The sequence below is a fragment of the Novosphingobium sp. FG90 genome, from assembly GCF_057808725.1.
Map to the genome: position 1 here is coordinate 1 of NZ_JBMDIO010000008.1, position 20715 is coordinate 20715.

General features: G+C 66.0%; 27 protein-coding genes. 20 read left to right on the forward strand and 7 right to left on the reverse strand.

The annotated features are described in order from the left end of the window. Positions 1 to 78 precede the first annotated feature (78 nt). From gmk to ACODRZ_RS09305, 3 genes are all read right to left on the reverse strand, one after another. Positions 79 to 744, reverse strand: a complete 666-nt coding sequence (gene gmk / locus ACODRZ_RS09295; RefSeq protein WP_488973027.1) for a guanylate kinase — start codon at positions 742 to 744, stop codon at positions 79 to 81. Positions 745 to 903: 159 nt separating this feature from the next. After that, entirely contained in the window at positions 904 to 1341 is a 438-nt protein-coding gene (locus ACODRZ_RS09300; RefSeq protein ID WP_488973026.1) for a hypothetical protein, read from the reverse strand. A gap of 30 nt (positions 1342 to 1371) precedes the next feature. After that, entirely contained in the window at positions 1372 to 1866 is a 495-nt protein-coding gene (locus ACODRZ_RS09305) for an SspB family protein (protein ID WP_488973025.1), read from the reverse strand. 184 nt (positions 1867 to 2050) lie between these two features. Here ACODRZ_RS09305 and hisB point away from each other — a divergent pair, with 184 nt between their 5' ends. The 16 genes from hisB (at position 2051) to ACODRZ_RS09385 (ending at position 12163) form a co-directional block, all read left to right on the forward strand. After that, complete coding sequence (gene hisB / locus ACODRZ_RS09310; RefSeq protein WP_271181994.1) at positions 2051 to 2653, forward strand: imidazoleglycerol-phosphate dehydratase HisB; 603 nt, start codon at positions 2051 to 2053, stop codon at positions 2651 to 2653. Beyond that, entirely contained in the window at positions 2653 to 2949 is a 297-nt protein-coding gene (locus ACODRZ_RS09315; protein ID WP_488973024.1) for a YciI family protein, read from the forward strand. Before hisB ends, ACODRZ_RS09315 begins: the two co-directional genes overlap by 1 nt. Further along, positions 2946 to 3569 (forward strand): imidazole glycerol phosphate synthase subunit HisH, encoded by a 624-nt coding sequence (gene hisH, locus ACODRZ_RS09320; protein ID WP_488973023.1) that lies wholly within the window; start codon positions 2946 to 2948, stop codon positions 3567 to 3569. Before ACODRZ_RS09315 ends, hisH begins: the two co-directional genes overlap by 4 nt. Before the next feature lie 135 nt (positions 3570 to 3704). Continuing rightward, entirely contained in the window at positions 3705 to 4436 is a 732-nt protein-coding gene (gene hisA, locus ACODRZ_RS09325; protein ID WP_008831786.1) for a 1-(5-phosphoribosyl)-5-[(5-phosphoribosylamino)methylideneamino]imidazole-4-carboxamide isomerase, read from the forward strand. Continuing rightward, a complete protein-coding gene (locus tag ACODRZ_RS09330) occupies positions 4433 to 4675 on the forward strand; it encodes a hypothetical protein (protein WP_488973022.1) in 243 nt (80 codons plus the stop codon). The genes hisA and ACODRZ_RS09330 overlap by 4 nt, the downstream gene beginning before the upstream one ends. A gap of 5 nt (positions 4676 to 4680) precedes the next feature. After that, positions 4681 to 5442, forward strand: coding sequence for an imidazole glycerol phosphate synthase subunit HisF (gene hisF / locus ACODRZ_RS09335; protein ID WP_488973021.1), 762 nt, complete (start codon positions 4681 to 4683; stop codon positions 5440 to 5442). Between the two features lie 154 nt (positions 5443 to 5596). Then, the gene (locus tag ACODRZ_RS09340; protein WP_488973020.1) at positions 5597 to 5764 is read left to right on the forward strand and encodes a PEP-CTERM sorting domain-containing protein; all 168 of its coding nucleotides are present in this window, start codon (positions 5597 to 5599) and stop codon (positions 5762 to 5764) included. A gap of 42 nt (positions 5765 to 5806) precedes the next feature. Then, a complete protein-coding gene (locus tag ACODRZ_RS09345; protein WP_488973019.1) occupies positions 5807 to 6133 on the forward strand; it encodes a phosphoribosyl-ATP diphosphatase in 327 nt (108 codons plus the stop codon). A gap of 13 nt (positions 6134 to 6146) precedes the next feature. After that, the gene (locus ACODRZ_RS09350; RefSeq protein ID WP_008831782.1) at positions 6147 to 6524 is read left to right on the forward strand and encodes a histidine triad nucleotide-binding protein; all 378 of its coding nucleotides are present in this window, start codon (positions 6147 to 6149) and stop codon (positions 6522 to 6524) included. 241 nt (positions 6525 to 6765) lie between these two features. Continuing rightward, a complete protein-coding gene (locus tag ACODRZ_RS09355) occupies positions 6766 to 7251 on the forward strand; it encodes a YbgC/FadM family acyl-CoA thioesterase (protein WP_488973018.1) in 486 nt (161 codons plus the stop codon). Next, on the forward strand, positions 7248 to 7955 hold the full coding sequence (gene tolQ, locus ACODRZ_RS09360; RefSeq protein ID WP_488973017.1) for a protein TolQ: 708 nt from the start codon (positions 7248 to 7250) through the stop codon (positions 7953 to 7955). Before ACODRZ_RS09355 ends, tolQ begins: the two co-directional genes overlap by 4 nt. Beyond that, entirely contained in the window at positions 7955 to 8398 is a 444-nt protein-coding gene (locus tag ACODRZ_RS09365; RefSeq protein WP_211149742.1) for an ExbD/TolR family protein, read from the forward strand. Before tolQ ends, ACODRZ_RS09365 begins: the two co-directional genes overlap by 1 nt. 24 nt (positions 8399 to 8422) lie before the next feature. Next, positions 8423 to 9439, forward strand: a complete 1017-nt coding sequence (locus ACODRZ_RS09370) for a hypothetical protein (RefSeq protein ID WP_488973016.1) — start codon at positions 8423 to 8425, stop codon at positions 9437 to 9439. After that, a complete protein-coding gene (tolB, locus tag ACODRZ_RS09375) occupies positions 9436 to 10827 on the forward strand; it encodes a Tol-Pal system beta propeller repeat protein TolB (protein ID WP_488973015.1) in 1392 nt (463 codons plus the stop codon). Before ACODRZ_RS09370 ends, tolB begins: the two co-directional genes overlap by 4 nt. Positions 10828 to 10987: 160 nt before the next feature. Continuing rightward, positions 10988 to 11533: a peptidoglycan-associated lipoprotein Pal gene (gene pal, locus ACODRZ_RS09380; protein WP_488973014.1), complete on the forward strand. Its 546-nt coding sequence runs from the start codon at positions 10988 to 10990 to the stop codon at positions 11531 to 11533. A 96-nt stretch (positions 11534 to 11629) separates the two neighbouring features. Continuing rightward, positions 11630 to 12163: a J domain-containing protein gene (locus ACODRZ_RS09385; protein ID WP_488972881.1), complete on the forward strand. Its 534-nt coding sequence runs from the start codon at positions 11630 to 11632 to the stop codon at positions 12161 to 12163. 370 nt (positions 12164 to 12533) lie between these two features. On the opposite strand, the gene infC is transcribed toward ACODRZ_RS09385, so the two are convergent. After that, complete coding sequence (infC, locus tag ACODRZ_RS09390; protein WP_488972879.1) at positions 12534 to 13055, reverse strand: translation initiation factor IF-3; 522 nt, start codon at positions 13053 to 13055, stop codon at positions 12534 to 12536. 165 nt (positions 13056 to 13220) lie between these two features. After that, positions 13221 to 13913, reverse strand: coding sequence for a ligase-associated DNA damage response endonuclease PdeM (gene pdeM, locus ACODRZ_RS09395; protein ID WP_488972878.1), 693 nt, complete (start codon positions 13911 to 13913; stop codon positions 13221 to 13223). A gap of 89 nt (positions 13914 to 14002) precedes the next feature. Between pdeM and hemF the strand changes: the two genes are divergently transcribed. After that, a complete protein-coding gene (gene hemF, locus ACODRZ_RS09400; protein WP_488972877.1) occupies positions 14003 to 14866 on the forward strand; it encodes an oxygen-dependent coproporphyrinogen oxidase in 864 nt (287 codons plus the stop codon). A 35-nt stretch (positions 14867 to 14901) separates the two neighbouring features. Further along, a complete protein-coding gene (locus ACODRZ_RS09405; protein ID WP_488972876.1) occupies positions 14902 to 16164 on the forward strand; it encodes an MFS transporter in 1263 nt (420 codons plus the stop codon). 4 nt (positions 16165 to 16168) lie between these two features. Here the strand turns inward: ACODRZ_RS09405 and uvrB are convergent, their stop codons facing one another. After that, on the reverse strand, positions 16169 to 18355 hold the full coding sequence (uvrB, locus tag ACODRZ_RS09410) for an excinuclease ABC subunit UvrB (protein ID WP_488972875.1): 2187 nt from the start codon (positions 18353 to 18355) through the stop codon (positions 16169 to 16171). Between the two features lie 117 nt (positions 18356 to 18472). Between uvrB and ACODRZ_RS09415 the strand changes: the two genes are divergently transcribed. Together ACODRZ_RS09415 and ACODRZ_RS09420 are read left to right on the forward strand one after the other, a co-directional pair. Continuing rightward, positions 18473 to 19042 carry a DUF3617 domain-containing protein gene (locus ACODRZ_RS09415; protein ID WP_488972874.1) on the forward strand — a complete coding sequence of 190 codons (570 nt, stop codon included), beginning with the start codon at positions 18473 to 18475 and terminating at the stop codon, positions 19040 to 19042. 21 nt (positions 19043 to 19063) lie between these two features. Continuing rightward, positions 19064 to 19840: an esterase/lipase family protein gene (locus ACODRZ_RS09420; protein ID WP_488972873.1), complete on the forward strand. Its 777-nt coding sequence runs from the start codon at positions 19064 to 19066 to the stop codon at positions 19838 to 19840. 103 nt (positions 19841 to 19943) lie between these two features. Here the strand turns inward: ACODRZ_RS09420 and ACODRZ_RS09425 are convergent, their stop codons facing one another. Further along, entirely contained in the window at positions 19944 to 20705 is a 762-nt protein-coding gene (locus tag ACODRZ_RS09425) for a hypothetical protein (protein ID WP_488972872.1), read from the reverse strand. Positions 20706 to 20715 lie beyond the last annotated feature (10 nt).

Sequence of the window (20715 nt, forward strand, 5' to 3'; positions counted from 1 at the left end):
GAGCGGGATTTAAAGACCGGCTCTCAAACCCGCTCAGGCTGAGCTTGTCGAAGCCCCCGCGTTACAGCGCGAGGCCCCTCAATCGTCCGGCTGCATCAGTTCGCGCACGAAGCCGATCAGGCCCGTCTGCCTCGCGCGGCGCAGGCGTTCGGCGTGGAGGATCTTCTTCACTTCCTCGAAGCAGCTGGCGATGTCGTCGTTGACCACGACATAGTCGTAGCCGTCCCAGTGGCTGATTTCCGAGCGCGCGCGCTCCATGCGGCCGTGGATCACTTCGGCGCTGTCAGTGCCCCGGCCGGTCAGGCGGCGGCGCAGTTCCTCGATGCTGGGGGGGAGCAGGAACACGCGGACCACGTCGCGCTCCAGCTTTTGATAGAGCTGCTGCGTGCCCTGCCAGTCGATGTCGAACATGTAGTCGACGCCGTCCTTCAGCCCTGCCTTAACCTGCGCCTTGGGGGTGCCGTAGCTTTGCCCGAAGACGGTGGCCCACTCCAGGAACTCGCCCGCCTCGACCATGCGGTCGAACTGTTCGTGGGTGATGAAGTGGTAGTGCTCGCCGTCGATCTCGCCGGGGCGGGGCTGGCGGGTGGTGCAGGACACCGAGTTGCGCAGTTGCGGATCGTGCTCCAGCAGCATGCGCGCGATCGTCGTCTTGCCCGCGCCCGAGGGGGAGGACAGGATGAACATGAGACCGCGCCGTGCAAGCGTGCCGGTGGTGTCGGGAGAGGGAGTGGACTGGACCATGGCCCCCGATGCCGATGGTTGGCGCGGGAATCAAGGATTCGTGTTCGTGTGACGCGGGGGCTTCGACAAGCTCAGCCTGAGCGGGAATTAAAGACCTGCTCTCAACACCGCTCAGGCTGAGCTTGTCGAAGCCCCCGCCGCGCGCGCCAACCGGGCGTTTCAGACCTCTTCCGCCCCGTCCTCGGCCATGTTCTGCAACTGATCGGCACCCTCCGCGCGCGCCTGGCGTGAGCGGCTGCGATCGTAGAGCGTCTTGGCCACCAGCGCGCCGCCGACGACCAGCGCCCCCGGCACCGATCCCAGCGCGACTCGGGCCAGCGCGCCGTGCAGCAGCGTTTCGCCCATGGTCCGCCCCTTGAGGATCGACTTGGCCTTCTTGGGCGAATAGCTCGCGCCCAGCACGCCGCGTTCCACGCTGCGGCGCATGATGGTGGTGGCGGTGCGCAGGGCGATGTCGGCGATGATGAGGTTGGTGGCGGGGTTCGGGCTCGGCCCGTGCAGCTCGCCGCCGTTGTCGGCCAGCGTCTTCAGTCCCTTGGCGGGTGCCGCGACGACGCTGGCGGCCTTCCTGGCGCTATCTTTCAGAACCGTTGCCATCTTTCGCCCTGCTCTACCGGGCGAGCCCGGTCATTTCTTCTTGCCGAAATCCACCGAGACGACGTTGGAGCCGTCTTCGCTGGGAGTAATGCGCGACGCCACATCGCGTTCCGCATCGTTCTCAGCCGGGGCGGGCTCGTCGGCCTCGTCCTCGACCATGGCCTGAAACTGCAGGCCGAAGTCCACCGCCGGATCGACGAAGGCGGTGATCGCCGAGAAGGGAATGTCCAGCTTGGCGGGCATGGCGTTGAACGAGAGGCTGACGGTGAAGCCGTTCTCCGAGACGCCCAGATCCCAGAACTTGTTCTGGAGCACGATCGTCATCTCGTCCGGGAACCGCGCGCGCAGGTCGGCGGGAATGCTGACCCCGGGAGCGCCGGTCTTGAAGGTGATGTAGAAGTGGTGGCCGCCCGGAAGCACGCCGCCGGAGCTTTCGACCTGGCCGAGAACACGGCCGACGACGGCGCGCAGGGCCTCCTGCACGATCTCGTCGTAAGGGATCAGGCTGTCTGTGGTATCGTTCATCGCGCCCTACGTGCTCATGGTTCTCCGGCCGGTCAAGCGTGTTCGAGCGTAAAATAACATGTCGGGCCGGGTTTTCCCTAGCTCGAAGCACTTGCGACCGAAGATTGCTATATAAACGCGCAGGCCGCATTCTTGTGCCGCGACTGAATTGATTCCGGCGCGTACAGGTATATAGGCACGGGCCATGCGTACCGCCTCGATCATCCGCAAGACCCATGAGACCGACATCGCCGTGGAGGTGAACCTCGACGGCACCGGCGCCTATGACGTGTCCACCGGCATCGGCTTCCTCGACCACATGATCGAGCAGTTCAGCCGCCACTCGCTGATCGACATCAAGTGCCACATCAAGGGCGACCTCCATGTCGACCAGCACCACACGACCGAGGACAGCGCCATCGCCATCGGCCAGGCCATAACGCAGGCGCTGGGCGACAAGGCGGGGATCGGGCGCTACGGCGACGTGAACTCGCCGATGGACGAGGCGCTGAGCCGCGTGTCGCTGGACATTTCGGGCCGCCCCTACCTCGTGTGGAAGGCTGCTTTCACGCAGGACAAGCTGGGCGAGTTCGACACCGAGATGGTCGAGCACTGGTTCCACTCGATCGCGCAGGCGGTGGGCATCACCCTGCACATCGAACTGCTCTACGGTACCAACAATCACCACATCTGCGAAGGCATCTTCAAGGGCTTCGCCCGCGCCATGCGCAGCGCGGTGGAACTCGATCCGCGCAAGGGCGGGGCGATCCCCTCGACCAAGGGCATTCTCGGGCAGGCGAGCCTCTGATGGCGATCTTCATCCTCAACCTCACTTACGTCACCACCGACATTGCCGAGGTGGATGCCCTGCTGGCCGATCACCTCGCATGGCTGGAAGCCGGGCGCGGGAAGGGGCACTTCGTCGCCTGGGGCCGCAAGGTCCCGCGCGAAGGCGGCGCGATCATCGCGAAGGGTGACAGCCGCGAGGCGATCGAGGCATTGGCGGCCACCGATCCGTTCATCGCGGGCGGCGTCGCGAAAGTCGACGTGATCGAATGGGTGCCGACCTTCCTCGGCGAAGGGCTGGAGGCTCTGGCCCAATGACCCTCGCGCTGATCGACTACGGCGCGGGCAACCTGCACTCGGTCGCCAATGCGCTGCGCGCGGCGGGGGCCGAGGACGTGGCGATCACCGCGAACCCCGACGTCGTGCGCGCGGCCGACCGCATCGTCCTGCCGGGCGTAGGCTCGTTTCGCGCCTGCGCGGAGGGCTTGTGGGGCATTCACGGCATGGTCGAGGCGATGGCCGAGCGCGTCCATGTCGGCGGTGCGCCGTTCCTCGGCATCTGCGTGGGTATGCAGCTGCTCGCCACGCGCGGGCTGGAGCATGGCGTCACCAAAGGCCTCGACTGGATCGAGGGCGAAGTGCGCCTGATCGAGCGTACCGACCCCGAGATCAAGATCCCGCACATGGGCTGGAACGACGTGAACCTCGGCCGCAAGGACCCGGCGCAGGGCCTGATCGATCCGGGCGAGGCGTATTTTCTGCACTCCTACCACTTCCAGCCCGATGACGGCGCATGCGTGGCGGCGATGACCGACCACGGCGGCGGCCTCGTCGCGGCGGTGGCGAAGGACAATGTCGTCGGCGTGCAGTTCCATCCGGAAAAGAGCCAGGGCTACGGCCTCTCGCTGCTGGCGCGGTTCCTGGAATGGAAGCCGTAGCGCCTTGCTGCGGGGGCTTCGACAAGCTCAGCCTGAGCGGATTCAGGGTGGTGCTTTCGAGTTTTCGCGAATTACACCAATACCGCTCAGGCTGAGCTTGTCGAAGCCCGCACGCAACCTTCAGGAAAGCCGCACATGATCGTCTTCCCCGCCATCGACCTCAAGCAAGGGCAGGTCGTGCGCCTCGCCGAAGGCGACATGGACCGCGCCACCGTCTACGGCGACAACCCCGCCGCGCAGGCGATGCTGTTCGCCGAGGCCGGATCGCAGTTCCTCCATGTCGTCGATCTCGACGGCTCCTTCGCAGGGCGCGCCGAGAACCGCGAGGCGGTGGAGGCCATCCTCGAGGTCTTCCCCGGCCACGTCCAGCTCGGTGGCGGCATCCGCACCCCCGAGGCGGTCGCAGGCTGGTTCGACCTTGGCGTCAGCCGCGTGGTCATGGGCACCGCCGCGCTGAAGGACCCGCAGTTCGTCAAGGACATGGCGAAAGAGTTCCCCGGCGGCATCGTCGTCGCCGTGGACGCGCGCGACGGCATGGTCGCGACCGAGGGCTGGGCCGAAGTCTCCGACGTCTCGATCGTCGACATGGCCCGCCGCTTCGAGGACGCAGGGGTAGCTTCGCTACTGTTCACCGACATCGGCCGCGACGGTCTGCTCAAGGGCGTCAACATCGACGCCACCGTCGATCTCGCCCGCCGCACCGACCTGCCGGTGATCGCATCGGGCGGCGTGAAGGGCCTCGACGATATCCGGCTGCTGGCGCTCCACGCCAAGGACGGGATCGAGGGCGTCATCACCGGCCGCGCGCTCTACGACGGCCGCCTCGACCTCGCCGCCGCGATCCAGTTCGCGGAGCGCGAGGGGTGAACGAAAATCGCCTCATGGCGGTGCTGGCGTTCGTCATTTTCGTGCCGGCCGCGATCTTTGCGTTTCGCGACTGGCGCGAGGGCAAGGCGCGGTTGATGCTGTTCAGCCGCGCGCGTAATCCGATTGTGACGACAAAAGCCGCCGATCCGCGCAAGTTTGCGCTCTACACGGCGTTCAATGTCGCTTTGTGCGGCATTGTGGCGGTCTTTGCCGTGCTGCTGTTCTTCAAGCCGGAGTAAGCCGAATGACCGTGCGAATCCGCGTAATTCCGTGCCTCGACGTCCGTGACGGGCGGGTGGTGAAGGGCGTCAACTTCGTCGACCTCAAGGATGCCGGAGACCCCGTCGAACAGGCCCGCGCCTACGACGCGGCGGGCGCTGACGAGCTGTGTTTCCTCGACATTTCCGCCAGCCACGAAGGCCGCGGCACCCTGCTCGACGTGGTCCAGCGCACCGCCGAAGTCTGCTTCATGCCCCTGACCGTCGGCGGCGGCGTGCGGACTGCCGAGGACGCCCGCGCGCTCCTACGGGCGGGCGCGGACAAGGTGGCGGTGAACTCGGCCGCCGTCTCGCGCCCCGAAGTGGTGGCCGACATCGCCGAGAAGTTCGGCTCGCAGTGCATCGTCGCTTCGGTCGATGCGCGGCAGGTTTCCCACGGAAAGTGGGAGATATTCACCCACGGCGGCCGCAAGGCGACCGGCATCGACGCGCTGGAACACGCGATCAAGCTGGCCGACTACGGCGCGGGCGAACTGCTCGTCACCTCCATGGACGGCGACGGAACCCAGAACGGCTACGACCTCGCCCTGACCCGCATGATTGCGGAGGCCGTGTCGGTCCCGGTGGTGGCTAGCGGCGGCGTCGGCAATCTCGATCACCTCGTGGCAGGCGTGACCGAGGGCAAGGCGAGCGCGGTGCTGGCCGCCTCGATCTTCCACTTCGGCAAGCACACCATCGCCGAGGCGCACTCGGCCCTGCGCGCGGCGGGAATCCCTGCGCGCGGGTGAATGCACGGCAAGGTTAACGGTTCGCCGTTAGTCGAATGCGACTAACGGAGTGAACCACATCGGGACAACCCGCGATCGGCACTTGCTGCATCGCACCCCGTGGTCGATGGCCAATTTCAGGCCATTCGGATCAACAGGAGGATTCGCGGTGCCCATGTTGAAGTATATCCCGGCGTTCGTCGCGACTTTCGTTGCGCCGGTTCCCGCCTATGCCGCAGGGGGCATCCCGCTTCCCGAACCCAGCAGCATGTTGCTGCTCGGCCTTGGCGTCGTCGGCGTCGCCGTGGGCCGCAAGCTGTCGTCCAAGCGCGGCGAGGACTGACGCGCTCTTGACCGCGCGGCCCGTGCACCGCATGGGCTGAGCATGAGCAGCCTCGACACTCTCGCACGCCTCGAAGCCACGATCGCCGAGCGTCGCGCGGCCGATCCCGATTCCAGCTATGTCGCCAAGCTCAACGCCAAAGGCCTGCGCAAGATCGCGCAGAAGCTGGGCGAGGAGGCTACCGAAACCGTGATCGCCGCGCTGACCGAGGATCACCAGACGCTGGTCGGAGAGGCGGCGGACCTCATCTTTCACCTCATGGTCCTGCTCGGCGCCAAGGACGTGCCGCTGGCCGACGTGCTCGCCGAACTGGACCGCCGCGAAGGTGTCTCGGGAATTGCCGAGAAAGCTGCACGCCCGAAGGACTGAACCGGAGAACCCGATGCCCATCGATCCGAAGCTGCCTTACGACGACAACAACGTCTTCGCGAAGATCCTGCGCGGCGAACTGCCGTGCTCGAAAGTCTACGAGGACGACCACGCACTCGCCTTCAACGACATTCGCCCGCAGGCGCCGGTTCATGTGCTGGTGATCCCCAAGGGCGCCTATGTCTCGTGGGACGATTTCACCGCCAAGGCCGACGATGCTGAGATCGCCGGCTTCATGCGCGCGGTGGGCAATGTGACGCGGCAGCTGGAACTCGACGGGCCGGGCTATCGCCTCATGGTGAACATGGGAACGAACGGCCATCAGGAAGTGCCGCATCTGCATGTGCACATCTTCGGTGGGCGCCAGTTTTTCCAGATGATCGGGGAATAGGGCCTTTTGCCCACCCTCTGTGGGCAGTGGGCGGGGGCTTCGACAAGCTCGGCCTGAGCGGGTTGAGGGAATACCTTTGTTTCCGCTCAGGCTGAGCTTGTCGAAGCCCCCGCGACTGGAGCCCATGGCCTCGGCTAAGGGACAATCCACCGAAAATTTACCCCGCAATACAGCCTCCAGGGCCGGTTCCTGCGCTCGCGGGGTTGAAGTCGCCCTGCGCCCCGTTACACAACCGCCCGGAATGACGGACGCACCATCCTCCCCTCTCATGCCTCAATCGGGCGTGATCGACGGCAAAGTCCACCGCTACCCCTTGCGCGTGTTCTACGAGGACACCGACGCGGGCGGAGTGGTCTATCACGCCAACTACCTGCGCTGGTTCGAGCGCGCCCGCTCCGACCTGCTCGACGTGCTAGGCATCGACCAGCGCGCCTCGCTGGAGGCGGGCACCGGCCTCTACACCGTGGCCGAGGCGAACTTGCGCTATCTCTCGCCCGCGCGGCTCGGCGACACCGTTATCATCGAAACCTGGGCGGAAAGCACCGGCCGCGTCGCCAGTGTGCTGCGACAGGTCGCATTTCGCGGTGACGTCAAGCTATGCGAGGCGGCCGTAAAGGTCGCGTTCATAAGCCCTGAAGGACGACCGCGCCGACAGCCCGAGGCCTGGCAACAGGCTTTCGCCACACTTGAACCCATCGCCGCTCCGGCCCCGGAAGGACCAGAATGACGCTCGACCTGCTCGCCTCGACCATCAGCTTCGCCGGTGACGACAACCATCTCAACCCGGTGAAACTGTTCCTCGATGCCGACATCGTGGTGCAGGCGATCATGGCCGGGCTCGTCCTCGCCAGCGTGTGGGTGTGGATGATCATCGTCACCTTCATCGTGCGCATGGGGGCGATCACCCGCCGCTGCGACGAGTACGAGGAGGGTTTCTGGGAAGCGCAGAACTTCGATACCTACCAGAAAGAGCGCAAGCGCGGCGACGTGCCGATGGGCAAGGTTGCTGGCGCGGGCCTCGGCGAATTCAAGCGTAACGTCGGCGCCGGCATCGATGCCGAGGGCGCCCGCCAGCGCATCGCCACGATCCTGAACTCGTCGGTGGGGGAGGAGGCGGACAAGCTCTCCGACCGACTGAACTTCCTCGCGACCGTCGGCTCGGTGGCGCCCTTCGTCGGCCTGTTCGGTACGGTGTGGGGCATCATGAAGAGCTTTTTCGACATCGGCCAACAGCAGAATTCCTCGCTCGCGGTCGTCGCGCCGGGCATTTCGGAGGCGCTGTTCGCCACCGCCATCGGCCTGTTCGCGGCAATCCCGGCGGTCATCGCCTACAACCGCTTCTCGCATAAGGTGAACGGCTTCGAGGCGCGCCTGCAGCGCTTCGCCGACCATCTCCACGCCGCGTTGACGCGCCAGCTGGAGCAGCGCTGATGGGCATGGGCGTCTCGGGCGGCGGAGGCCGCAGGCGAGGGCGCGGCGGGCGCGGGCCGATGGCCGAGATCAACGTCACGCCGCTCGTCGACGTGATGCTGGTGCTGCTGATCATCTTCATGGTCACCGCGCCGCTGCTGAAGGCGGCGGTGCCGATCGAACTGCCCGAAAGCCGCGCCAAGGCGATGAGCGAGGAGCAGGGCCAGATCACCATCACCCTGCGCCGCGACGGCGCGGTATTCTACGAGCAGGACGAACTCGCGTCCGGCGAACTGCCCGAGCGTCTGGCCTCCACGCCCGCCGGTCCCGACGGCAAGCCGCCGCTGGTCACGCTGCGCGCCGACAAGGCGCTCGACTATGGCCGGGTGATGGAAGTCATGGGCGAACTCAACCGCGCCGGCTTCACCTCGATCTCGCTGGTTACCGATGTCAGCGGCGGTTAAGGCGCGCCGGGTAGGGTCGGTCTGATGGCGGTACTGGGTGTGCGCAAGGATGAACGGGTCGGCCTCGTCGTCGCCGTGCTGTTGCACGGCGCGGTGCTGGCCGCGATCCTGTACAGCCCGCGCTCGAACAATGTGGTCAAGCCGCCCGAGCGCATCGAGGTGACGATCAGCGACGAGGTCGCGATGACCTCGACCGCGCCGAACCCCGGCGAGGCGTCCCCGGACAAGAGCCCGGAACTTGGCCAGCCCGCACCGGCCGCCGCGCCGCCGCCCGAGCCCGCACCTGTGGCGGAACCCGAACCGGCCCCCGCTCCGGAGCCCGCACCGCGCGTGGTGGAAAAGCCGAAGCCTGAGCCGAAACCCGAGCCCAAGCCGGTTCCGAAACCCAAGCCGGTCGAGAAGCCCAAGCCGAAGCCCGCTCCTCCAAAGCCTGCTCCGCCCAAGGCGAAGCCGACGCCGCCCAAGCCTGCCGCGAAGCCCGCGCCCAAGGCGCCGCCGCGCAAGTCGAGCGCGATCGACGACATCGTCCGTAAGCCTTCGCCGCAACCCGCCTCGAAGCCCGCGACAAGGCCCGCGCCCGCCGGCCAGTCCTCGGGGTCGAGCAATTCGGCGACGCCGCCCAAGAAGGCAGGCACCAGCGCCTTCGACGATGCGTTCAAGAGCGGCACCCCCGGCGCCACCTCCAGCGCGCCCAAGCAGACCGGCACGCCTGCCTCCGAGATCGGCCCTTCGGCCCGCTCGGCGCTGGGCGCGGCGATCAACCGGCAGCTCAAGCCGCACTGGCAGGCCCCGCAGGGCGCCGACGTCGAACTGCTGACCACCAAGGTCCGCTTCCGCCTCAACCGCGACGGCAGCCTTGCCGGAGCGCCCGAGGTGATCGGCACCAGCGGCGTCAACGCCTCGAACCGTGCGCAAGTGCAGCGTCATCAGGAACAGGCCGTGCGCGCGGTAAGGCTTGCGGCGCCATTCAACTTGCCCGACGATCTCTACGAGGGCTGGAAGGTCGTCACGACCACGTTTGACAGAAGGCTATCGCAATGAAGATAACCCGCATTCTAGCACTGGGATTGATGCTTACGACGAGTGTGGCGGTATCGGGTACGGCCTTCGCGCAAGGCGCCCCGGCACCCGTGGTGAACGCGCCGCCGCCGCAGGATGGCGGTCTAGAGGTCACCGTGTCCGACGACAGCGCCTGGAACGACCTCGGCATCGCCATCACCACCTTCGCCACCGATCAGGACGTGCCGACGCGGACCAATGCGGGCACCACCGGCCAGCTCGGCCGGGCGCTGGCGCAAGTCGTGGCGGGCGATCTCAAGAACAACGGCCTGTTCAAGCCCTCCGGCCCCGATGGCCTGCCGCAGCCCGCCTATGGCCAGATTCAGGCGCCCGACTACACGCCATGGGTCGCGCGCAGCGCCGACATGCTGGTGCAGGGCTTCGTGCGCGCGGGCGCCGACGGCAACCTGACGATCGGCTGCTATCTCTACGACGTGCAGCTCAAGCAGCAGCTGGTGAAGGGCGGCTGGCAGGTTCCGCCGTCCGACTGGCGCCGCGCCGCGCACAAGTGCGCCGACATGGTCTATTCGCGGCTGTCCGGCGAAAGCCCGTTCTTCGATTCCAAGATCGCCTATATCGCCGAGACCGGTCCCAAGGACCACCGCATGAAGCGCCTCGCGATCATGGATTCGGACGGTGCCAACCACCGCTTCCTGACCAGCGGCCAGTCGATGGCGCTGACCCCGCGCTATTCGCCGGACTACAGCAAGATCATGTACCTGTCCTACCTCAACGGACAGCCGAGCATCTATTCTTATGATCTCGCCACCGATCGCCAGACGCTGATCGCCCGCACCGGCGCGCCGACGCTGGCGCCGCGCTGGTCGCCGGACGGCAAGTGGGTGCTCTATTCGATGGCCAAGGGCGGCACGACCGACATCTATCGCATCTCCTCGGCAGGCGGCGGCACTCCGCAGCGGCTGACCAACGGGCCGGGCATCAACATCGGCGGTTCGTACTCGCCCGACGGCTCGCAGATCGTGTTCGAGAGCGACCGTTCGGGCAGCCAGCAGGTCTACGTGATGAATTCGGACGGCTCGAACCAGCGCCGCATCAGCTTCTTCGGCGGCCGCGCGGCGACGCCGGAATGGAGCCCGCGCGGCGACCAGATCGCCTTCACGCACATCGCAGGCAACTTGCGCATCGCGGTGATGAACCCGAACGGCGGCGGCATGCGCCACCTCACGAACTCGTGGCAGGACGAGGCGCCGACGTGGTCGCCGAACGGGCGGATCGTGCAATTCTTCCGTACCGAGCAGCGTAGCGGCCTCGCCTCGATCTGGCAGGTGGACCTGACCGGCCGCAACGAGCGCAAGCTGCCGACCCCGGTGGGCGCGTCGGACCCGGCATGGGGGCCGATCCGGCCCTGATTTACGCCTCGATGCAGGAGGTTGGCGGTTCCGGCGCGATCCGGGGCCGTTTCCTCGCGTTCAGGTTGCCCGACGTTCATCTTGACTGTGTAGAGAATTGAACGGAACCATCACACCATGCCGCCCATTCTATCGGGTCGAGCGACATAGGAGATTGCCGATGCCTTCTTCCCTCTCATCCTTGCGGATCACCCGCGTCGGCGCGACGGCGCTGGTCGTTGCGGGCGCTCTTGCGATCTCGGCTTGCGGCAAGAAGGCTCCGGCCCAGCTTCCGCCCGATCCCGGCCCGGCGACCAGCACCGACACCGGCCAGTCGAGCGGCGGCTACGGCATGGCCCAGCCCGGCAGTCAGGCGGACTTCGTCGCCAAGATGATGGGCGCCGACACGATCTACTTCGCCCTCGACGAATCGACCGTCGATGCGCAGGACCAGACCGCACTCGCCAAGCAGGCGCAGTGGCTGCAGCAGTACCCCAACAAGCGCGCCACGATCGAGGGCCACTGCGACGAGCGCGGCACCCGCGAATACAACATCGCGCTGGGTGAGCGCCGCGCCAATGCCGCCAAGAACTACCTGGCGAGCCTGGGCATCGACCCCTCGCGCATCACCACCGTCAGCTACGGCAAGGAGCGCCCGATCGCGCTCGGCTCGGACGAAGCCTCGTGGGCGCAGAACCGCCGTGCGGTGACCGTCACCATCGACTGACAGGGTTCCGGCGCGCGGCTTTGCCCCCCCCCCGGTCCGTTTTTTGCCCGCCGAGAGGGTTGCATCGCCGTCGAGTCGCGGCGTATCGCCGATCTGATGAGCCGCGCACGCCGATCCGCAGACTGGGGTTTTCCGCGCTGGCGCGGCTATGGCAGCGCGCGCGAGGCTGTCGAGGTGCGCCTGTGCGATCGCCACGGCTGCAATGACCGCGGTGAATGTCCCGCTCCCAAAAGCCCCAACAGCCGCGATCGCTGGATGTTCTGCCAGAAGCACGCCGCGGAATACAACGCGGGCTGGGATTATTTCGCCGGCCTCGACGCCGAGGAAGCCGCCGCCCGCGAAGCGAGCGAGCAGGCGGAAACCGCAGGCTACAAGGAAGCGCAGCACTATGGCTGGGGCGGTTCGGGCGACGGCTCGCGCAGCCGCGACGAACTGCGCGCGCTGGAAGCCCTGGGCCTCGATCCCGATGCGGACTTCGATGCGGTGCGCAAGGCGTGGCGCACGAAGGCGAAGGAAGTCCACCCGGACGTGAAGCCCAACGATCCCGAGGCCGCCAAGGCGTTCCAGACCTATCAACTCGCCTACGAGGTGCTGCGCGCGGCCGAAGAACGCCGCGAGTGGAAGGGCTGAGGGCCGGATTTCGTTCACGGGGCTTTGACAAGCTCAGGGTGAGCGGAGGTAGAGCAGGCCTCGCAATTCCGCTCAGGCTGAGCTTGTCGAAGCCCCCTCGGCACACGCCCGGCGTCTGTTTACACCCTTCGTCACCCTGAACTTGTTTCAGGGTTCATCGCGCGCCGTCACTCGGAGCGTGATCCGCAATCCGACAGTGCCGTTGGCGAAACAAAACGCAGGCTTAAGCGGCCCAATGGAGCCTGAAACAAGTTCAGGGTGACGATGCTTATCGGGCGGGCCTTGTGGATTACATCCCCCCGCCCCGAACGACAAAGGGCGCGGCCATCGGCCACGCCCCTCGCTCTCGTCGTAACCGACGGTGCCCGCCTTACTTCGGCGAAAGCACCATCAGCATCTGGCGGCCTTCCATGCGCGGATAAGCCTCGATCTTGGCGATCTCTTCCACTTCCTGCTGGACGCGGCGAAGCAGATCCATGCCCAGCTGCTGGTGCGAAAGCTCGCGGCCACGGAAGCGCAGCGTCACCTTGACCTTGTCCCCGTCCTCGATGAAGCGCACGACATTGCGCATCTTCGTGTCGTAGTCATGGTCATCGATGTTCGGACGCATCTTGATCTCCTTGATCTCCTGCGTCTTCTGCGTCTTGCGAGCGGCGTTGGCCTTCTTCTGCGCCTCGTAGCGGTACTTGCCGACGTCGAGGAACTTGCACACCGGCGGATCGGCGTTCGGCGAGACTTCAACGAGGTCCAGGCCTACGTCCATGGCCTGCTCGATCGCCTGGCGCGTGTACATGACGCCGAGATTTTCACCGTTCTCGTCGATGACGCGAACCTTGTCGGTCTGGATCATGTTGTTGTAGCGCGGTCCACTCTTGACCGGTGGCGTCATCATGCGCCGGGGTGGGGGTGCTATATGCGTTCTCCTGAGTCGTTAACGTCGACGTGGCGGGATTCGGCGGTCATTAATGCGATTCGTCGTCCCGCGCAAAGCAGGATTTCGTGACAACGCATATGGATCGCCCCGGTCGAAAACCGACCTGAGGGGGCATATAGGCCTTCAGGCGGCTTTGCGCCAGAGCGGATAGCGGACCAATTGCCCGCGTGCCGGCACCAGTGCCTCGATCGCGTCGGCCGGCTGGAGCGCGGACAGGATCGCCGGGTCGCCGGCGTTCATGCCTCCGGTGAGCGCGCCAAAGGCAGGCAGGATCAGCCGGTTTTCGCTGCGTACCGCGCAAGGCCGTGCGATCCGCCGTCCGCGGGCCTCGATCATCAGGCGGGGGTGGAAATGGCCGGAGACTTCCGCCTCGCACGTGCCGGGCAGCGCCTGGTGGCGCAGCGCAAGGCCGCCCAGTGCCAGTTCCTCGACCCGAATGCCGCCAGCCGCTTCGCCCAGATGAAGGTCGTGGTTGCCGGTGATCCACACCCAGTCGAGCGCGCGGGTGAGGGCGGCCAGCATTCCGGCCGCGTGCGGCTCTAGCCGGTCAGGTCCGTGGCTGTCGTGGAAATTGTCGCCCAGCGCGAAGACCCGCCGTGCGCCGGTCGCCCGCACTGCCGCTGCCAGACGCTCCAGCGTCTCGCGGCTGTCGTAGGGGGGCAGCATCTGGCCGCCGCGCGCGAAGAAGCTGGCTTTCTCCAGATGCAGGTCGGCGACCAGCAGAGCCTGTTCGCGCGGCCAGTACAGCGCGCTTGCGCCTTTCATGGTGCTGTCGAGCAGCGCCATCTCCTGGCCGCAGAACGAAAAGGGAACCATGGCTTTCCCTTGCCGCAGCTTGTCCGATTTGGCAAGCGCCGTGCCAAGCGAAGAATGCCACAAGCGCGGCAACCTGCCATGAGGACACGATGACGGACTGGACTCCCTACACGACGCGCGCCAGCGACTGGTTCCGCACCTTGCGCGACCGGATCTGCGCCGAATTCGAGGCGATCGAGCGTGAGGCCGGTTCCGACGCGGCTTTCGGTTATACCCCCTGGCAGCGCGCCGCCGTCGAGGGTGAGGGCGGAGAAACCGGTGGCGGTACGCGCGGGTTGATGAAGGGGCAGGTCTTCGAAAAGGTCGGTGTCAACATCTCGACCGTCTCGGGCGGGCTGGCGAAGGATTTCGCGGCGACGATCAACGGCGCCTCCGCCGAGAACAACGGCTTCACCGCCACCGGCATCAGCCTCGTCGCACACATGGCGAACCCGCATGTCCCGGCGGTCCACATGAACACGCGGTTCCTCACGACGACGAAGGCGTGGTTCGGCGGTGGCGCCGATCTCAATCCGCCGCTGCCCTACGACGAGGATACCGCAGAGTTCCACGCCGAATTCAAGGCCGCCTGCGACGCCCACGGCACCGACTATTACGAGCGTTACAAGGCTTGGGCGGATGAGTACTTCTACATCCCCCACCGCAAGGTCCATCGCGGCGTCGGCGGCATCTTCTACGATCACCTCGAATGCCCCGACGAAGCCGCGTGGGAGGCCAATTTTGCCTTCACGCAGGCCGTGGGCGAGGCGTTCCTTGCGGTGTTCCCGAGGCTCGTGCGGCGCCGGATGGGCATGGAATTCACCGCCGCCGACAAGGCGCAGCAGCTGGAATGGCGCGGCCGCTATGCCGAATTCAACCTCGTCTATGACCGTGGCACTCTGTTCGGCCTGAAGACCGGCGGCAACATCGACGCCATCCTGATGAGCCTGCCGCCCGAAGCGACCTGGAGCTGAAGGAGCAAGTCGGGGGCGGCGGCGTTGTAAGGCCTATGCCAACTGCCCCCACCGCCACGCTGGACCGCCGCTCGCTCGCCCTGGCGGCGCTTTCCACCGTGGTGGAGTGGTACGACTTCACGCTCTACCTCTATCTGGCGACGGTGCTGTCGCGGGTGTTCTTCCTTGGTAAAGACGCGGTGCTGACGGCGCTGCTGGGTTTCGCGATGGCTTATCTGATGCGGCCGGTCGGTGCGGCGGTGTTCGGCCATTTCGGGGATCGGCGCGGACGCCGCGCCACGCTGCTCGCCTCGATGGCGCTGATGACGGCGGCGATGCTGCTGACCGCGCTGCTGCCCACGGCAGCGCAGATCGGCCCAGCAGCCGGCGCGGCGCTGTTGGCCCTGCGCTGCGTGATGGGTTTCGCGGTGGGCGGAGAATACACCGGCGTCGTCGCCTACCTCCTCGAAGGCGCGCCCCGTCACCGGCGCGGCCTCGTCACCTCGCTGGCGGCGGCGACGAGCGAGATCGGCGGATTGCTGGCGGCGGGCATATCCGCGCTGGTGGTGAGCCTGTTGCCCGCGGCCGCGCTTGGCGGCTGGGGATGGCGCATTCCCTTTTTCTTCGGCGCGGCACTGGCCGGCCTGATCCTGCTCGCCCGGGCGGCCATGGCGGAATCGCCCGAGTTCGAGGCGCACCGCGACGCCGGGACCCTGGCGAAGCGCCCGCTCGGCCACGCCCTTTCCCGTCACCGGGCAGGGATTCTGCGCGGCTTCGCGATCTCGGCGCTGGGATCGATCACGTACTACGTCGGCATCACCTACGTACCCGTCTATCTGACTTCGTCCGGGAGCCTGAGCGAAGCGGAGGCGCTGCAGCTGGCGACGATCGCTGCGGTGGCGGTGATCGTGGTGACGCCTTTCTTCGGCCTCTTGTCTGACAGGTATGGCCGCCGGCCGGTGCTGGTGGGGCTGGCGATCCTCTCGGCCGCGCTGCCCTATACGCTATTCCAGCTGCTCGCCGGCGTTGCGCCCGGTGCCGCGCTGGCGGGCGCCGTCCTGCTGGCGGCACTGGCAGGCGGCATAAGTGCGGTGGGCGCCGTCGCCACCGCAGAGCAGGTCCCCGCCGAAGGCCGCCTCAGCGGCCTGGCCCTGGGCGCGACTAGCGCAACGGCGCTGTTCGGCGGCTTGACTCCGTGGCTGGCGCAGGTGCTGACCGCTGCAACCGCTTCCCCTAGCGCCCCGGGCGTGATGATCGCCCTGGTGGCGCTATGTGTGCTGCCGGTGCTCTGGACTTTGCCGGAGACGCGGCCGGGGTGACGCCCTACTTCCCGAACTTGCGCTGCGTCTTGCCATAGCGCATCTTCCGCGTCCCAGGCTTGCCCTCGTTGCTCCGCCCGACCCTTGGCGCCTTGTGTTCCGCCTCGGGCAGGCCCAGTTCGCTTTGTTCAAGGCGCCTGATCTCGTCGCGCAGCCTTCCAGCCTCTTCGAACTCCAGGTCCGCTGCCGCCGCGCGCATGCGCTTCTCCAGATCCTCGATGTACGAGCGCAGGTTGTGCCCGACGAGGTTGTTGGTGGCATCGTCCTCCAGATCCACCACCACGCCGTCGCGGCTGGCGGTGTCGGCCACGATGTCGGCGATGCGGCGCTTGATCGTCTGCGGCGTGATGCCGTGTTCGAGGTTGTATTCCTCCTGCTTGGCGCGGCGGCGGTCGGTTTCGGCCATCGCGCGCTCCATCGATCCGGTCATGCGGTCGGCGTAGAGGATCACGCGCCCGTCCACGTTGCGCGCGGCGCGGCCGATGGTCTGGATCAGCGAGGTCTCAGAGCGCAGGAAGCCCTCCTTGTCCGCGTCCAGAATGCACACGAGGCCGCATTCGGGAATGTCGAGGCCTTCACGCAGCAGGTTGATGCCGATCAGCACGTCGTAAACGCCCATGCGCAAGTCGCGGATCAGCTCGATGCGCTCCAGCGTCTCCACGTCGGAGTGCATGTAGCGCACCCGCACGCCCTGTTCGTGCATGAACTCGGTCAAGTCCTCGGCCATGCGCTTGGTGAGGGTGGTGACGAGGGTCCGGTAACCCTTTGCCGCCACCTCCTTGCACTCGTTGATGCAGTCCTGCACCTGATCCTCGACCGGGCGGATTTCCACCGGTGGGTCGATCAGGCCGGTGGGGCGGATGACCTGCTCGGCGAAGACGCCGCCGGTCTGGTCCATCTCCCAGTGGCCGGGCGTGGCCGAGACGGCGAAAGTCTGCGGGCGCATCGCGTCCCACTCGTTGAAACGCAGCGGGCGGTTGTCGATGCAACTGGGCAGGCGGAACCCGTATTCGGCCAGCGTGATCTTGCGGCGATGGTCGCCCTTGGACATGGCGCCGATCTGCGGCACCGTCTGGTGGCTCTCATCGACGAACAGCAGGGCGTTGTCGGGCAGGTATTCGAACAGGGTCGGCGGCGGCTCGCCGGGGATGCGCCCGGTCAGGAAGCGGCTGTAGTTCTCGATGCCGTTGCACGATCCGGTGGCGGCGATCATCTCAAGGTCGAAGTTGGTGCGCTGTTCAAGGCGCTGCGCTTCCAGCAGCTTGCCCTCGGCCTCCAGTTCCTTGAGCCGCTCGGTCAGTTCGAAGCGGATCGCCTCGCTCGCCTGCCGCATCGTCGGCCCGGGCGTGACGTAGTGCGAGTTCGCATAGACGCGCACCTTGTCCAGCACCGCGCCCTTCTTGCCGGTGAGGGGATCGAATTCGGCGATCTCCTCGATCTCGTCGCCGAAGAAGCTGATGCGCCACGCCACGTCCTCCAGATGGCTGGGGAACAGCTCCAGATTGTCGCCGCGCACGCGGAAGTTGCCGCGCGAGAACGCCACGTCGTTGCGCTTGTACTGCAGCGCGACGAGCTTGCGGATGATCTCGGTCTGGTCCTGCGCCTTGCCGCTGACGAGGTCGAAGATCATCGCCGAGTACGTCTCGACCGAACCGATGCCGTAGAGGCACGATACGGACGCCACGATGATCACGTCGTCGCGTTCCAGCAGCGCGCGCGTGGCCGAGTGGCGCATCCGGTCGATCGCCTCGTTCACCGAGCTTTCCTTCTCGATGTAGGTGTCCGACCGGGGCACGTAGGCTTCGGGCTGGTAATAATCGTAGTAGGAGACGAAATATTCGACCGCGTTGTCCGGGAAGAAGTCCTTGAACTCGCCATAGAGCTGGGCGGCCAGGATCTTGTTCGGGGCCAGGATCAGCGCGGGACGCTGCAGTTCCTCGATTACCTTGGCCATCGTGAAGGTCTTGCCCGAGCCGGTGACGCCCAGCAGCACCTGTGTCTTCTCGCCGTCGGCCGCGCTGGCGACGAGATCGGCGATGGCAGTAGGCTGGTCCCCGGCCGGTTCGTAATCCGAGACGATCTTGAACGGCCGGCCGGGCATCGACTTGTCAGGCCGCTGCGGCTTGTGGGGGACGAAGGTGCCCGAAGTGTCCGGTTCTTCGAGGCCGCGACGGATGATAAGCTCTGCCATGGCGGAACATATGGGGTATATGCTTTCCCGCGGCAACAGGGCGTTGGCGTAGGGGCAGGGCGGTGTTAGCCCTCGGTCCGTCTCTTGGGAGAGGAGAGGACCATGAAGGGCAGGATCATGATCGCGGCGCTGGGCGTGATGACGGGCGCGCTGGTGCTTGCGGGATGCGGATCGAAGGACGACGACGGAAACGCCGGGGGCGACGCAGTTCCGAAGTCGGCTCAGGAGGTGAAGCAGGAGGCGGCCAAGCTCGATACCCCCGAGCCGGGCCAGTATCGCCAGACGGTCGAGATCACCCGGCTCGAAGTGCCGGGCATGCCCAGGGAAGCAGCCGAGCAGATGAAGTCGATGATGACGGCGAGGCAGGAAAGCACGATCTGCCTGACAAGGGCCGATGCCGAAAAAGGCTATCGCGACATGTTCAAGGGCGTGGGCAAGGGGAACGAGTGCTCTTATTCGAAGTTCGACGTTGATGGCGGCAGGCTCGATGCCCAGATGGATTGCCGGTCCGCCAGTGAAGGCTCCGCGAATCAAGGCAGATCGATGATGACGCTTAATGGCACGGTCAGGCGCGATGGTTCAGATGTCACGGTCGATATGGATACGACTGGTGGGCCTGCTCCGATGGGTTCGATGAAGATGACGATGCACCTGACCACCAAGCGTCTCGGTGACTGCAAGACATGACGAGGTAACGCGAAGAGAGCGATGGATCCGCTGAACGAAGAAGAGGAACGCTTCGCAGGATCCCTGCGCGCCGCCATCGCGCGGCGCGCCGCCTTTGTGCGCGAACAGCACCCCGAGGGGGTCGGCAAGCCGCCGCTCGAACTGATGTGGGCGGAATTGCGTTCGCTCTACCGCGGCAACCACAAGGTCCGGTTCACGGGGCAGCGGGTCAAGCCCGCGGTCAGCCCGATGCCGGTCATGCTGTTGCCCGGCTTCGGTGCCCATCCCAAGCGGATGAAGCCGATGGCCGATGCGCTTTCCGCTGCCGGACACCATGTCCACCAATGGGGGCTCGGCCTCAATCTCGGGCCGAACGAGCGCAATTTTTCCTACCTCATGCGCCGCGTTGCGGTGATCGCGCGGGAGAACTGGCACCCCGTGGCTCTGGTCGGCTGGAGCCTTGGCGGCCTTTTCGCGCGCGAGATCGCGCGGCGCGAGCCCAACCTCGTCGCCAAGGTGATCACGATGGGGACGCCCTTTTCGGGTGATCCGCGCGCCAACAATGCGTGGAAGGCCTATCAGGTGGTGACCGGGTACTCGGTCGATCGGCCGCCGATCGACTGCGATTTCTCCGCCAAGCCCGAAGTCCCCACGGTCGCCTTGTGGAGCCCGCGCGACGGGATCATCCAGCCCCGCGCTGCGGCAGGCTGGCCGCACGAGCGTGACCGCGCCGTCGCGATCCGCTGCAGCCACCTCGATTTCGCCAGTTCGCCCAAGGTCGTGGCGGAAGTGCTGCGCCAGCTGGACGTGCGGGAGTAGGGCTTCTTCCGGTTGCTCATGCCGGGGGACGTGGCGCGTTGCGTTGAGGGCTTTCAGATCGGCCGCGCAGCGTTGCCGATCACGCACGATCAAGCCCATGCCGTCACGGGAGGATCTGGATTTTATCTCCGGGAATGTGCGTGAAGGCACCGCCATCGCCATCGGCGGTGAACCTGACCAAGACTTCTGCAGTGCGCTTGCAGACGGTAATCGGCCAGATTTCTGACCAGCCGCCCTTGTATCGGATACCGAAAGTATCAACCCCGAGGCCAGGTTCTTCGGATGCGATCCGTACCACTCCCAGGGATGATGCGCTTCCGGTGTCGCAATCGAAACCGCGTCGTTTGAGGGCGGCGATCGCGGCAAGGCTGGCCGATGGCAGGGTATCTCCCAATAGCGAGTCCCAGGCATAGGAGAGCCCGCGATTGACGCGAATGGCGTTGAGGCCGTTGTCCGTCCGCTGAATGACCATGTAACGGACCGGAGCCTTATCGCAGCCGGACATTTGCGTTGTCACGAACCAGGCATTTCTGATCGCCCTTCGCGAAAGGGCGTTGAAGGCGTAGCGATCCGCTGTTGCCGGTTCGATTTTCGTAATCGTCGCGGCCGAACCGGCGCATTCGGCGTTCGTGGCGTAGATTTCCGTCGCTTTTTTCCGGATCGCGGCCTCCAGGGTCGACTTGTCAGGAGCAGGTGCCGCCTCGTTCCATTCGTTAAGACGATTGAGAACCAACGGATGTTGGGCATGAGCCGCGCTGAAAGGCGCAAATAGACAGACTGGCAGAGCCAGATTGCGAAGACGCACCGCGAAATCCTTCGTTGGACGAGAAGCAGTTCGATTAAACTCGGGCGGCTCGATCTCCAAGCCTATGTGC